The sequence below is a fragment of the Dyadobacter arcticus genome, from assembly GCF_011762185.1.
GTDB lineage: Bacteria > Bacteroidota > Bacteroidia > Cytophagales > Spirosomataceae > Dyadobacter > Dyadobacter arcticus.
On record NZ_JAASQJ010000003.1, the window covers coordinates 993,545 to 1,007,777 of the forward strand.

The window sequence follows — 14,233 nt, forward strand, 5'->3', positions numbered from 1 at the left end:
GCTTTATGACCATTTCTATATGGAGATATAGCCACCTTGCACTGGCTGTATCTTCTTTTCTTTTACTGTCCCTCGCTTCTGTAACTGGAATAGTGCTGTCATTCCAGCCATTATCGGAAAAAGTCCTGCCCTATCGCACCAATCATTTCGACGAGACCACGCTCGCACAAACACTTCCAACATTAAGAAAGCAATACCCGGAAATCAGCGAACTAGCGGTTGATAAGAACAAATTCGTCAGCATCAAAGGCAGTGACACCGACGGTAAGAAGCTCGACGCCTACATCGATCCGCAAACCGGCAAAATTTTAGGTTATCCAACCCCAAAAAGTGCGTTTTTTGAGTGGGTAACTGCATTGCATCGTTCACTTTTTATTCATGAAACCGGCCGGTTTTTCATTGGACTGACCTCATTTTTGCTGCTGCTGATCACCGTTTCCGGCACGATGCTGATTATCCAGCGGCAGCGGGGATTGAAACGTTTCTTCACCCGCATTGTCCGTGAAAACTTCGCTCAATATTTCCATGTCGTCCTGGGACGCTTGTCGCTTGTCCCCATATTCATCATTGCATTAAGCGGGACTTACCTGTCGCTGGCGCGTTTTGGATTCATTGAATCTCCCAAAGTGTCATCCGAGGTGGATTTTGACGCAATCAAAACCGGACCTGCCAAAAATCCGGCTGATTTTGAGATTTTCAAACAGATAAGGCTACCAGAAGTACAGACGGTTGAGTTCCCGTTTTCAGAAGATCCCGAAGATTACTACACATTGAAACTTCACGACCGGGAGGTTACTGTAAACCAAATAACTGGCGAGATATTGAGGGAGATTAAATCCCCAACTTCTGCATTGCTCACTGAATTAAGTGGGGATTTGCATACCGGTCGGACGAGCGGCATATGGGCTATAATACTTGCAATCGCTTCGGGCAATATTCTTTTTTTCATTTACTCGGGTTTTGCGATGACCTTCAAACGCAGAGCTAGTCGGGTAAGAAACAAGTACGGTGCCGATGAAAGTGAATTTATTATTCTCGTTGGTTCTGAAAATGGCAGTACGTTCGGGTTCGCCAATGCCATTCATCAGCAACTGACTGCGGGAGGAAAATCGGCTTACGTCACCGAACTAAACAATTACAAAGTCTTCCCAAAAGCATCGAACATGATTGTGATGACCGCGACTTACGGACTGGGCAACCCGCCAACCAATGCGGCTCATTTTGCAAAAATTTTTGAAAAGCACAAACAGCCTAATCCTGTCCGCTTCTCGGTGGTAGGCTTTGGATCGCACAGCTATCCTGACTTTTGTAAATTCGCTTTTGAAGTCGATAATGTATTTGCCAGGCAGGATTGGGCTATTCCAATGCTCGAAATCCATACTGTTAATGATAAATCCCCCGACGAATTCAGTCAATGGGCTGCTAGCTGGTCGCAGCTGGCAGGAGTCGCACTGTCCATTTCACCCAGTTTGCTCATAACGCGGCACGAGAGTCTGCAGGAATTGACTGTGATTGACAAAACAGAGATTACCAGCTCAGGCGAGTCTTTCCTAATCAGTTTGCGCCCAAAACGCCGCTCGAACTTTACTTCTGGCGATCTTCTGGCGATTTACCCAGCAAACGATCATCGGGAACGGCTTTATTCTATTGGAAAAATCGGGACAGACATTCAATTGAGTATAAAACTGCATGCGCAGGGTCAGGGTTCAAGTTATTTAAATCGTCAGGATTCAGGTAACACCATCAGCGCACGCATTGTGAGCAACGGACATTTCCATTTTCCGGAAAAGGCAAATTCAGTTATCATGATTTCTAACGGAACAGGCATTGCGCCATTCCTAGGAATGATCGACCAGCAAACGGCAAATGCACAATGTCATTTGTACTGCGGTTTTCGCGATCAGAAGTCATTTGCGCTTTACAATGCTGCCGTTCAAAAGAATTTGGAAAAGAAAAAATTAAAAAGCTTGCACATAGCATATTCACGGGATGGAGAGAAGCAATACGTGAAAGACCTGCTTACAAAGGATGAAGCTTTTGTGGCGGATACTCTAAAAAATAACGGCGTTATCATGCTTTGCGGATCCCTTTCGATGCAAAACAACGTGGTCGCGTTACTGGATCACATTTGTCAGACCCGGCTGGGTAAAAGCGTAAGCTTTTATCAATCCCACGGCCAGGTCCTTATGGATTGTTATTGAGATTTGTATTTTGTAATATCGAAATTTCTGGAAGTAAAAACTTTGCCGTCGTCTGTAATCATGACGCAGCTGAACTCCGGAAAACGGTTAATCAATTTAAGTCCTGCCTCTTCGCCCAAAACCATTATCGAAGTGCTGAAACCATTGGCCTTTTCGGCACTTGGACCAAAAACGGTCACACTGGTAACTCCCGTAGCTGGATATCCAGTCGCGGGATTGATAATGTGGGAATAGCGTTTTCCGTTGAAAGTCACATACTTCTCATAACTTCCCGAAGTTACGACCGCGCCCTGGCGTAACGGTACCACCGCAAAAAGTTCGCCCTGATGAACCGGATCATTGATGCCAATGATCCAGTCGCTACCGTCCGGCTGCATCCCCCAGGCACTCATGTCTCCCGAACCGTTTACTATACCCGAATTAATCCCCTTTTTCAACATCATTTCACGACATTGATCGGCCGCATAACCTTCCCCCAAGGCCCCAAAACCAATCTTCATTCCTATCATTTTCAGGAAAATGGTTGAATGTTCTTTGTCCAGGATAATATTTTGGTAGCCTACCTTTTCAACGGATTTCCTGATAGCTGCGGCTGTTGGCATCTTAGTCATGGAACCATCGAACTTCCAGATCCGATCCATCGCCGCAAAGCTAATGTCGAAGGCACCGTTGGTAAGCTTCGAAAGTGCAATAGCCCTTGCTGTAAGTTCAAAAACTTCCTGATCAACCTTGATTGGGCGAATTCCTGCATTTGCATTTACCTGCGAAACCTGGGAAGCGGGAATCCAGTCGGATATCAGATTTTCTATCCTGGTAATTTCTGCAATCACAGTATCAATGTTCATTTCCGCCGCCAACGAATCCTTTGCCACAATGGTAATGTCGAACCGTCCGCCCATCAGCATGGTAGTACGTTTTCGCACAACCTGGGCATGGGAAGCGAGACAAAAGAAGATGAGAAGCATCGAGAAATAGTATTTCATCTCATTCATTCAGGAACTAAATATGTTTCATAATATGAAATTGTATTTCAAATATTGGAATTTTTACTGACATTTGTTTCGTAACACACACTTAAATGGTTATCATTTCCAAGCGAGCGATTAATGTATTTGCTGAAACTGAGCCGCGAGCAACCGATGCGCTTCTGCAGAATATGATAGAGTAGATGCAACACAAATTACTTTCAGGGGCTAGGCTATGGAAAACGACAAACTCAGTTACTCAAACGAAGGAGAATACGAAATCGCAATGAAAGAAATACTTGCCCTGATGAACAAGGGGGAGGGAAATCTTTCAAAAAATGAAGTTTGGAAGCTTCAAAAAATGGCTGTTGCTGCGGAAGAATTTGAGGATATCCACTACCCGTTGCCAAAACCCAAAACCATCCCCGAAATGGTTGAATTAAAGCGCTTTCAACTCAAATTAACCCAAACGGCATTGGCTGAGATGCTTGGATTGGGAACGCCAAAACTTTCTCAGATCCTCAATGGAAAACGTGAGCCGGATGTTCCTTTCCTGAAAGCAGTTTATCAGAAATTAGGTGTGGATCCGGGGTTTTTGCTTGATAATGCCTGAATTTCAACGGTCGGCGTACTTATCCTCTATTTCATTCTTATTTTGCGGAATGAGAAAAACCTTTACTATCAGCCAGGTAACTGAACTTCTCATGGCATTTTCGGTACTTCCCAAACAGTGAATATCTGGTCGTTGATTAATTTTTCAACCTTCCCATCGGGGCCTTTGACGAAATTTAGTTTCCAATTCATGATCCTTACAAATAACTGGGTTTCAGAGGTTGCACCGAGTTCCCATTTATCCTGGCCGGGAAGCTGAAGGTAGAGTTTCCCGGCGTTACGGCTAACGGTCAGGTGCCATTTCGCATCGCCGTAGTGGCCGATTAGCAGGTCACTTTGCGCATTGTCAAGGTTCACTTCGGGTAGACGCTCCACCAATGGCGTGATGGCATTATACCAAAACCGGTGCCACACAGGCGAGCCCCAGCCAAAGGTAATGCCTGCCTGCACAACGCAGATTAGCAAAGTGCCAAGCAACGTCATTCTATGAATGCGCCTCACGCTAATCCAATCGTAAATAAATAAGGGGATCAGGAGTAAATCCAGATAGAGAAACCTGATAAATATCGCGTATTGCAATCCTGGCAGAAAGCGGATCCGGTCCACCGCAGCCTGCAAAATGATTACAGTTGCCAGAAGAAGCAACCGCTTATGAGCCCCGATATTCTTTTTGCGCACCCACATACCCCAGGTAAAGAAAATCCCGAAAAGCACCAGGCCCTGTAATTGAATAAAAAGGATATCAAACTGTCCGTCGGCCTCCGGTGGGTTGTTGACAATTAATGCACGAACTGTAATAATGACCAGAGAAATCCAGACCAAAATGCCAAATATGAAACCTATTTGGCCGAGTTGCCTATGACGTTTTACATTATCATTTGCTATCAGCAGACTTTGCGCCAGAAAAATTCCCAGCCAAGCGGTCATAATGACTCCATGTACATGCAAAAACCAATGTACTTTAATCTGCCCACTTGCGATCATCTGATAATCAGGGACAAATCCCAGCATAACCAGGATTGGGAACACAATGGCCATGGCAACGAAAAAGTAGCGGCCCGTCCTTTTTTTCGTTAAAAGTCTATCCATCCCTGAATGAATGTTTTCGTTTGGAGCGTCTATCATGACTTTGGAAATGTGGTTACATCAATTTTGGAAAGGATATACATTAAATATTGCATGACACTGTCGAACGAGAACCAGCAGATGGCCAGGAAAACGATCCAGTAGATACAGCTCAGGATGAGCAGGAGCGGCTTTTCATCTAATAAGGAAAGCATGTAGGTTTTCATTGGATTTCGGATGGTTGAGTTGTTGGAAAACTTTCAACCAAAAGTAAATAGGCTGATCAGGCAGGGGTTAACACGATCAGCCCTCAATGTAACAATCTCGTAACCCTCAAATAGCAGGAAATTTTCCAAATGCTAGCCTTGTAACGCTCGTAACAAAAGCTGTAACAGTGGTAACCGATGGTAGTTATACGTGGATAAAAAGCGCTACTTATGAGCACGGTCCAGTTCTGCGACAAATGCAGACGGCGACTTGCCGTATTGCTCCTGAAAACATTTAGAGAAGTAAGAATGCGAAGCAAACCCGACTTGATCGGCGATCTGGGATACCGTACCGCTGTTCGCAGATAGCAATTGCGCAGCGCGTTGCAGTCGGACGGTTCGGATGAAATCGCTGGGTGACTGGCCGGTCAAAGCTTGCAGTTTGCGGTACAATTGCATCCGGCTCATACCAATCTCTCTGCCAAAAACCTCGACACTGAAATGCTCCTCGGCCATATACCGCTCGATAATCGCCATGGTACGGTTCAGAAACTGCTCATCGGTAGAAGTAATGGCAATATTGCTGGGCTGGAGTGTGACCTGCCGAGTATATCGTTCTTTGAGTTGTCGGCGTCCTTCTATGAGGTTATGAACCCGGGTCAGCAGCTCTTTTACTTCGAATGGTTTAGTCAGGTAATCATCAGCGCCTGTTTGCAGGCCGTGCAATTTATTTTCACCCGAAGCTTTCGCAGTAAGCAGAATTATAGGAATGTGGCTGGTTTTTTCGTTGGTTTTCAGACGTCTGCAAAATTCAATTCCGTCCATCTTAGGCATCATAATGTCGGATATAACCAGATCGGGAATGTGCTCCTGCGCCAACGAATAACCTTCCATGCCATGGATCGCCTTCAATATCCGATAGGCCGAATGCTGCGTAAGCGACTGGCAAATGAAATTGCGCAGGTCCGCATTGTCCTCCACGACCAACACTAGCGGCGCATCCGGGTTTGCATTTCCGCTCACTTGTTGATTTTCCTGCAATGCGAGCGGCTCATATATATCCGAGATGGATGAAACCTCTTGTGAAACCGGGTTAAAGAATGCTTGCTGTTGCCCGAGCTGGCCAGGGTGTAATAACTCCAACGGCATAGATACCACAAACTGACTTCCCTGACCTGCTGAACTTAATGCGGCAATGGTGCCCCCCTGAAGTTCCACCAATTCCCGTGTAAGCGCCAGACCAATGCCAGACCCTTCCTGCTCACGGGCAAGAGAATGGTCAACCTGATGGAAACGGTCAAAAATTCGTTCGAGTTGATCGGGCGGAATGCCTGTTCCGCTGTCTGTAACTTTTAATTCGGCCGATACAAATGGTTTTTCGCCTGGCTTCTTCTGTATTTCCGGAACCGGGGCCAATAGCATTGATAAGGAAACCTGGCCATTGTCGGGCGTGAATTTGAAGGCGTTGGAAAGCAGATTATTGAGAATTTTTTCCAGCTTATCTGCGTCGAAGCTCAGCCAAAGGCTTCCCTCGGGAGCGGTGACCTGAAAAGCGATCCCACGGTTCTCGGCAATAGCGGAAAAAGAACTGGCAATGCGATGTACAAGATGAATGAGGTCGCCCGGCTGCGTTTTTAGCTGCATCTTCCCTGCGTCCAGTTTCGACAGGTCCAGCAATTGATTGACCAAATGTAACAACCGCCTTCCATTCGTTCGCATACTCCTAAATGGTTGGGCATAGGGATCATCATCAGGCATATTGCTAAGCCAATGCTCCAACGGACTAAGAATGAGGGTTAAGGGCGTGCGAAACTCATGGGTAACATTGGCGAAGAAATCGGATTTAAGGCGGTCCATTTCGAGCAACTGCTGCGCTTTCATTTCCCTGATGTTGAATGCACTTTTTGCACGTTCACGACGAAGTAAAACCTGCCAGCCACCAAAGAAAAGCCCTGCCAGCATAAGAACATAAACAGCAAAAGCCCAACCAGTACGCCACCAGGGCGGTGAAATAAATATCATAATGGACTTTTCAACCCAAATCCCATCACTGTTAGCAGCTCTTACGCGAAGTTTAAATTTTCCCGGCGGAACATTGAAATAATTGGCAGTACGTTCGGCACTCACCGGACGCCATTCCAGATCGTAATTTTCCAGTTTGTAAGTGTATAAATGAAGTTCAGGATGCCGGAAATCGATGGCTGCAAAGTCGATGGAGAAAACGTTCTGGTTATAGGCCAGCTCCACGGATTTCGCAGGAAGCGTGATCAGTTGATTATGAACCCGGAACGCAGAAAAGTGGAGTAACGGTGTGATCGGGTGGTGTTTCAAAAGCACTTTCGGTTGAAAATGAAAGTACTTTTCCATACTTCCAAAATAAATGCTGCCGTCACGCCTTTTATAACTTCCTCCAAAAAAGAAATCTTCACCGGGCGAAATGCCGTAATTGGCTCCAAACCAGCGCATAGATCGCCGGTTAGCACTAATTGCTGCAATACCATTAGGCATTGCAGCCCACAAATTGCCTTCATTATCCTCGACAATTGATCTGACGAAAGAAAGTTGTTTGCCCGAGCCAGGATCAATAAAAGGTACGAAAACGCCACGCTTACGGTCGTACCGGTGCAGTCCGAGGCTGGAAGCCACCCAAAGTGTGGCGGATGCATCTTCTACCAGTTCAGTAACAATACTCCACGCTAGAAAATGTTTAAACTTTCCGGTTGCACGATCCATCAGGTTCAGCCCACCGCCATTTGTTCCCACCCAAAAGGCGCCCGCATGGTCTTCTTTGACTACAAGGATATAATCATTACGAAGAGAAGTGGTATCCCGCTCCTGGTGGCGATAATGTATGAATTTTCCGGTTTTAGTGTCCAGTTTATCCAGTCCCCCTGCTGTCAATACCCAATTTGCTCCGCTGCGGTCCTGGTAAAAGCCAGCTGCTTCTCCGGGGCTGATGCTGGCCATGTTTAATGAGTCGTGGAGATAGTGAGTAAACTTACCGTTTGTTAGCTGATATTGATATAATCCATTATTCCAGGTTGAAATCCAGCGATTTCCTTGCCTGTCCGAATTTAGCCGTGTCACATGATCGGTCAAAAGGCCGGTTTGCCTGGCAGCTTCCCCTAGCCATTTTCCCGCTTCTTTTGTAACAGGATCGGCTGCTGTTAATCCCACAATCGTCCCGATCCAAAGCGTACCCGAAGTATCTTCCTGAAAATAATGGACGCCCGAGGGCATTTTCACTTTTGCAATCGGACTATTTGTGGTCACAATCTTGATAAGATGGCCTGGAATGGTCCCCATCCAAAGCGTACCGTCACGGGTAAGGCAAGCAGAAAAAAGGTTAAAATCAGGAAATCCGTCCGCGGGCGTTGCATATTTTGTCACAAGTCCAGACGCTGGCTCGTATCGGTTTGCGCCTGCATCAAATGTACCAATCCAGATCGCGCCTGCTGCATCTTCCTGGATAAACCGGATTCCGCTTGTAGGAAATGTCCGAAGGTTCTTTTCTTTTGGAAAGGGGCGGCTGAGCTTGCCACTGTGTTCGTCCTGAAAAGGATATCGGGTAAATTTGCCCGATTTGCGGTCCATTGTATGCAAACCATCCCCACCCGTCCCCACCCAGAATGTGCCGCGACTATCCTCAAAAATGGCCAGCACCCTGTTTTCTATGAGGCTGTTCGCATCGCCAGGTTTGTTGAGATAGCGGGTGAATGTATTTGTCTTGCGATCGAGTTTATTCAAACCTCCCTCAAAAAGCTTGCTACCGCCCTGATCGCCGGTGCCTACCCAAAGTGTGCCTTGCCTGTCCTCGTAAATACTGCTCACATGCTTGTGGCTCAGCGTCCGGGCTTTTTTTGCAACTGATAAATACGGAATGAATTTTTCGCTCGCTTTATCTAAACGGTACAGCCCACCCACCGTGCCGACCCAGAGGTTACCCAAATGATCTTCAACCAGCGCACTGATGACATTGTCTTCATATTTGTATTCCTTGCGCTTGATAACCTGATAGTGCGTGACTTTGTCTGTTCGGGGGTTTAGACAATCCAGTCCTGAATTCCATCCGCCGACCCAGATCAATCCGTCGCGGGTAGGACAAATGCTCCGGATATTATTGCCTGCAAGAGAATTGGCATTTTTCGGATCATGTTGGTAAACTTTCCAGGTATAACCGTCGAAACGCATCAATCCTGAACCGGTAGCAAGCCAAAGATATCCTTGCGCGTCCTGACGGATATCCGCTATTTCCTGCGGATCAACACTCGGTGGCATACTAACCGTTTCAAGGGCAGGGTTTTGTGCCCAAAGCCGCATCCCGCTGAATAAAAAGAGCGTGAATGCAAGCAAATAGCGGATAGCAAATTGGATCATGATGATCTAAGCAAGATTCGCTATTAAGCTACCTTATTTTTCTTTGAATCAGGCGTTTAGAGTAGGAAACTTAGGGAGCGGAATACAATGAGGAAATTTATTAGTCCTTCGATATTTTCAATGACATCAGTGTGACCTCGGACGATTCCAGAATTTCTTTGAATTCGGTGTCATTTTTAAATGCTAGTTGCGCAATGCTTCGCGTTTCATAATTGGCGGTAAAGGAATCTTCCTCGAATGGCCATGGGGACACAATAAGGTGCTGGTCATCTCTTTTCCATAATTCGTAATGCGCACCACCGGGGCCGGTGCTGATTTCAATCTTTCGTTCTTCGGGCTGGATCAGATCCTGACAAATCAATAGGGACATGGCATCGCAAAATTCAACCAATTCATAACTCGCTGCTATTTCTTCAGAAGTTGTTTTCGTCTGTCTGATCCATTCCTTTTCTCTTTTTTTTAGCGCGGCAAAATATGTTTTGGCGGATGGTTCTTTTCCATACAGGAATGTGACATGTCGTGCGATTAACAACGCAACATATAAGCCCTTTTCAATAGCGCGTGCCAGCAAATGATCACATTCTTCCTTGTTAAATTTATTGGCTTTAAAATTTTTCGGCCCGCCGGATTGTGTCAGAAGATCCGAACTATTTAACTCGTTGCTCACATCGTCGTGCTCTGCGGTGGCAATCAGCGTTTCAACCCATCTTTCCGGTTGTTTGCTTCTCTTCCAATGGCCGCAAATCTGGCCTGCCAGCAGTCCGTGGGAACGTTGCAAAATAATGGACCATCCTTCTTCTGTGTAAGTTACAATCATGAAATAGGCCTAGATTAAAAACGTGCCACATATGTATAATTTCCGGCACTGCTGGATCGGGAAGATGTGTTGCGGCACCTGGAAAAACAGGAGAAGCTGAATCCGGCGAAAACATTCCGCTCTAAATAAATTGTCTATTTGATTTCGGCCACACCTTCGGAAACTGCGGGAAACTTTTTAAATAATGCACCGTCATGGCCAGGGATAATGAATTTGGGATCTGTCACCATGGATTTCATTCGCTCAATCGCTTTTAAATATCCCGGCGCATCAAAGGTGCCGCCGGGAGAAGCAGGTGCCGGATGTTCCAGGTTATAATAAATCCAAATGTTGTCAGAGGCGAAGATAACCTTATTACTACCTGTATTGACCAGCACATATTGAGAGTCGAAAGTATGTCGGGACCCGGTATACACGGTTATTCCCGGCAGGATTTGCTTATCATCTCCGTCAACAAGCGTCACTTTGCCATTTAAGTTTAACTCCACTACCTGTCGGACAGTCTTTTTGTCAAAGCCGCCGTTTTGGCCCTCCTTTTGCCAGGCGCCTCCAATGAAATATTCGTAGTCCTTCTTCTGCATCCATAATTGAGCATTGGGGAATAAACTTATTCCATCGAGGTGGTCCCAATGCGGGTGACTTAAAATAATATCAGTAACATCTTCCGCCTTCACTCCTATTTTTGAGAGGGCAGAATCAGGCCTGATGTAACTGGTGAGCTTAAATTCTTTCGCACCTTCGTTATCGCCTAAAAAACCCGCATCTACCAAAATGCTTTTTCCATTACCGCCTTTGATCAGCCAAACCATGAAGTCGATCTCAACTTTATCCGTCTTTGATCCGCCATCAGCCCAGTCACCGATTGTAAAGGGATAAGATGAATCTGCAAATTTTACCGCATAGACCTTATAGGTTGGAGTTTGTGCATGGATACAATGCAGGGAAAGCAGCATTGGAACAATCAGCATTAGCTTAATTTTCCGGTAGGAGAAGCTGATCATATAGAAAAGGTTCTGAAGAATGAGTAATGCCAATTTACTCAACTGATCCTAATTATTATACAAACCGGTTCCTTTTCCATTTAACACTCACGGTGGAGCCTTCCGCGAGAAATACAGAATCAGGTTTAACATTGTTTAAAAACGCAAAGTCCTTGCCGTACATCGTTTCAAAATTACAGTCGATTTGGTAGCTGGTCACGTCATTCACGTTCCATCTTGGGTGCTGCACGGCGTATTCCTCTGAGGTTCGCTCGTCCACCCTGGTATATCCGTAGTAATGTTCAAATATAAATTCCTCTTCGCTTCCGACTATAAGAGGCTTATTTATTGCCTGTGCCTCGGCGTAGATGCTTTTCCACTCCTTATCATTGATCCACTGATACTTAACCCGTTTGACATTTTCGTTAACCGTCCAGTCATGCGTTGTTGGCACCGCTACATAATGCTCTTTATAAAGATAGTTTGCGACCCAGGCTACAAACCGGTTTGGTACCGTTTCATTCACGAAAACCACACCGCGACGCACTTCACTGCCTACTTTGCGGGTCACGTAAAATCTTAAATTGATTTCCTCAAAAGTCCCAAGAAATGGAATTGGCAGGCCGAATATCCGGGTATCCCTGAAAAGAAAACCGACCAGGCTCACGAAGGTTTTTCCGTCATGATAATCGAGTTCCGTGCCCTTTGGCAGGTACGGTAAAAGTATTTCCGGTCCAATGCTGTAATTGGCCATGATCAGGTTTTCCCACTTTGCATTTAAAAAATTGGTCACAATCTAATTTTTGGGTATGTTAAAACTAACAGAACTTTGACACAAGTAATTTCAAGTATTCAAATTCTCTCGATAATCCCTCCAAAGAGCCGGACGCCTAACAACTGTTTTTTATTGACCAATGAAATGTGGTCCTTTTAATATTGCGTTCCTATGTCATTTCTTGATTTCTATCAAGTGCGGAAACCGAAACACTTTTCTATTTTTGTTTTTCATTAAACAGAAAATTTAAGTACACGATGGAACATCGAGCTGCATCGCTTCGGCCATTTATTGGGGCAAAAGATTTTGAAGTATCCAGGCGCTTTTATCGTGACCTGGGATTTGAGGAGACTGTGCTGGGTCCTGATTTTTCTGTTTTCAAAATCAAACAGCTCGCTTTTTATCTGCAAGATTCTTATGTGAAGGATTGGATAGATAACACCATGATCTTCCTTGAAGTCGATGATGTTGACCGTTACTATAACGAACTGCTTGCATTGAACCTGCCCAGCAAATATGAAGGGACAAGATTGACACCTATCCAAGTGGATTACTGGGGCCGGGAATGCTTCTTGCACGATCCCTCTGGGATTCTCTGGCACTTTGGGCAATTTAACCAAACCAGCTAAATGGCCTATACTTACAGAGGTTTTGTAAGTATTGACCACCAAATGCATAAAACTAGCCCCAACCCCAAAATCCTTTGTTAACACCCTCCCATCCGACTGTCAACCCGTTTTTCACGCCTTTCGAAGGATCGATAGCAGATTATTCCTTACCCGATAAATTCCCTTCGCCATTCAATTACATTCCTCATCCGCTGAGTTTACCGGCCGTTGAAATGCTCCAGTTACATCTGGAAACCCAGCAGGATTGGCAGCATAACTTTGGATTATCGGATGAGGCAGGAAGCGTAATTGGTAAAATGTTTGGCGTGTTGGTGGTCAGGACCGAGCGAAATGAAATTGGGTACCTTGCAGCGTTTTCAGGGAAACTTGCGGGAGGAAATCATCATGCCCGATTTGTACCCCCAATTTTCGACGGAATAGCCAAAGGGGGGTTTTTGAATGCGGGGATGATAGCGCTTTCCAGGATGAATTCCGAAATCAGGATGCGGGAAGATCAGAAAAGTGAATCCCACGAGACTCAGGTTAGGAATTTGAAAGTATTGCGAAGAAACCACTCCGTTTCCTTACAAAATGAGATTTTTGATCAGTATCGCTTTCTGAACCAGACTGGCGAGGAGTGCAGTCTGCGCAAAATCTTCGTCGATGCTTCTTACAAAAATCCACCTGCTGGTGCCGGTGAATGTGCCGCGCCTAAATTGCTCCAATATGCTTTTCGGCACAACATGAAACCGATCGCGATGGCTGAATTCTGGTGGGGCCTGTCCCCTAAATCCGACTTTTGGAAACACGGCCATTTTTATCCCGCATGCCGCGAAAAATGTGCGCCTATTCTCGAACATATGTTGTCTGCGACGGAAACATACGCGGAGCCAACTTTATCTTAATGCGAAGTACCGGACCTCGATGCCGCCTGTCACCTTACAATCGCACCCAGAACATCATCCCGCAGCTGACGGCTGATGGGTACCTGCTTTCCGGCGATCAGCAACATATTGCCTTCGACAGCATTCACTTTGTTGATGGCTACAATAAAGGATTTGTGTGTTTGGAAAAACCCGCGTTTGGGAAGTCGCTCGGCCAATGCTTTGAATGTGCTGTGGGTAATGACCTTTTTCCCGGGCATGTGGATGATCACATAGTTTTGCATGGCTTCAAGATATAATATTTCCTCAAAAACGATTTTTTCCAGACGGCCATCGGCTTTTACAAATAAGTAGGCGGGCTCATTTTTATCATGAAGCAAATCGAAATAGTCCCGCGCTTTGTTGGCTGCTTTTAGGAAACGTTCGTAGGAGATAGGTTTCAACATATAATCAAGCACGTCCAGCTCAAATCCTTCCACCGCATATTCTTTAAAAGCAGTGGTAAAAATCACCTTAGGCGGGTTAACGCATGACCGCAGAAATTCAATTCCGCTGATATGAGGCATTTGTATATCCAGAAATAATAGATCAACAGATTCCGTTTTAAGCATTTGGCCAAGCTCCATGGCGTCTTCACATTCACCCTTCAAATCCAAGAACCTGGTTTTGTCCACATACGCCCGCAAGCCTTTGCGGGCGTATGGTTCGTCGTCGGTGATGATGCAGCTGATCGGTTGGTTCAT

12 protein-coding genes are annotated in these 14,233 nt (G+C 45.6%); 4 read left to right on the plus strand and 8 right to left on the minus strand.

Annotated features, from left to right (window positions below):
* The first annotated feature begins 5 nt into the window (after positions 1–5).
* Positions 6–2,201 (plus strand): PepSY domain-containing protein, encoded by a 2,196-nt coding sequence (locus tag FHS68_RS17650; RefSeq protein ID WP_167272616.1) that lies wholly within the window; start codon positions 6–8, stop codon positions 2,199–2,201.
* On the opposite strand, the gene FHS68_RS17655 is transcribed toward FHS68_RS17650, so the two are convergent.
* Positions 2,195–3,193, minus strand: a complete 999-nt coding sequence (locus tag FHS68_RS17655) for an FAD:protein FMN transferase (protein ID WP_229211947.1) — start codon at positions 3,191–3,193, stop codon at positions 2,195–2,197. The two genes, FHS68_RS17650 and FHS68_RS17655, sit on opposite strands and share 7 nt — an antisense overlap.
* Before the next feature lie 208 nt (positions 3,194–3,401).
* Between FHS68_RS17655 and FHS68_RS17660 the strand changes: the two genes are divergently transcribed.
* The gene (locus FHS68_RS17660) at positions 3,402–3,779 is read left to right on the plus strand and encodes a helix-turn-helix domain-containing protein (protein WP_167272619.1); all 378 of its coding nucleotides are present in this window, start codon (positions 3,402–3,404) and stop codon (positions 3,777–3,779) included.
* Positions 3,780–3,868: 89 nt separating this feature from the next.
* Here FHS68_RS17660 and FHS68_RS17665 read toward each other — a convergent pair whose 3' ends face one another.
* The 6 genes from FHS68_RS17665 to FHS68_RS17690 all read right to left on the minus strand — a co-directional run bounded on the left by FHS68_RS17665 (position 3,869) and on the right by FHS68_RS17690 (position 12,016).
* Complete coding sequence (locus tag FHS68_RS17665) at positions 3,869–4,867, minus strand: hypothetical protein (protein WP_167272622.1); 999 nt, start codon at positions 4,865–4,867, stop codon at positions 3,869–3,871.
* A gap of 32 nt (positions 4,868–4,899) precedes the next feature.
* Positions 4,900–5,070 (minus strand): hypothetical protein, encoded by a 171-nt coding sequence (locus FHS68_RS17670; protein ID WP_167272625.1) that lies wholly within the window; start codon positions 5,068–5,070, stop codon positions 4,900–4,902.
* 204 nt (positions 5,071–5,274) lie between these two features.
* A complete protein-coding gene (locus FHS68_RS17675; RefSeq protein WP_167272628.1) occupies positions 5,275–9,426 on the minus strand; it encodes a hybrid sensor histidine kinase/response regulator transcription factor in 4,152 nt (1,383 codons plus the stop codon).
* Between the two features lie 100 nt (positions 9,427–9,526).
* Entirely contained in the window at positions 9,527–10,243 is a 717-nt protein-coding gene (locus FHS68_RS17680) for a DUF3891 family protein (protein ID WP_167272631.1), read from the minus strand.
* A 134-nt stretch (positions 10,244–10,377) separates the two neighbouring features.
* Entirely contained in the window at positions 10,378–11,244 is an 867-nt protein-coding gene (locus FHS68_RS17685; protein WP_208408339.1) for an N-acyl homoserine lactonase family protein, read from the minus strand.
* A 55-nt stretch (positions 11,245–11,299) separates the two neighbouring features.
* Complete coding sequence (locus tag FHS68_RS17690; protein WP_167272634.1) at positions 11,300–12,016, minus strand: YqjF family protein; 717 nt, start codon at positions 12,014–12,016, stop codon at positions 11,300–11,302.
* Positions 12,017–12,255: 239 nt separating this feature from the next.
* Here FHS68_RS17690 and FHS68_RS17695 point away from each other — a divergent pair, with 239 nt between their 5' ends.
* On the plus strand, positions 12,256–12,627 hold the full coding sequence (locus FHS68_RS17695) for a VOC family protein (RefSeq protein ID WP_167272637.1): 372 nt from the start codon (positions 12,256–12,258) through the stop codon (positions 12,625–12,627).
* A 74-nt stretch (positions 12,628–12,701) separates the two neighbouring features.
* Positions 12,702–13,511: a pseudouridylate synthase gene (locus tag FHS68_RS17700; RefSeq protein ID WP_167272640.1), complete on the plus strand. Its 810-nt coding sequence runs from the start codon at positions 12,702–12,704 to the stop codon at positions 13,509–13,511.
* Between the two features lie 29 nt (positions 13,512–13,540).
* Here the strand turns inward: FHS68_RS17700 and FHS68_RS17705 are convergent, their stop codons facing one another.
* Positions 13,541–14,233, minus strand: coding sequence for a LytR/AlgR family response regulator transcription factor (locus tag FHS68_RS17705; RefSeq protein ID WP_167272643.1), 693 nt, complete (start codon positions 14,231–14,233; stop codon positions 13,541–13,543).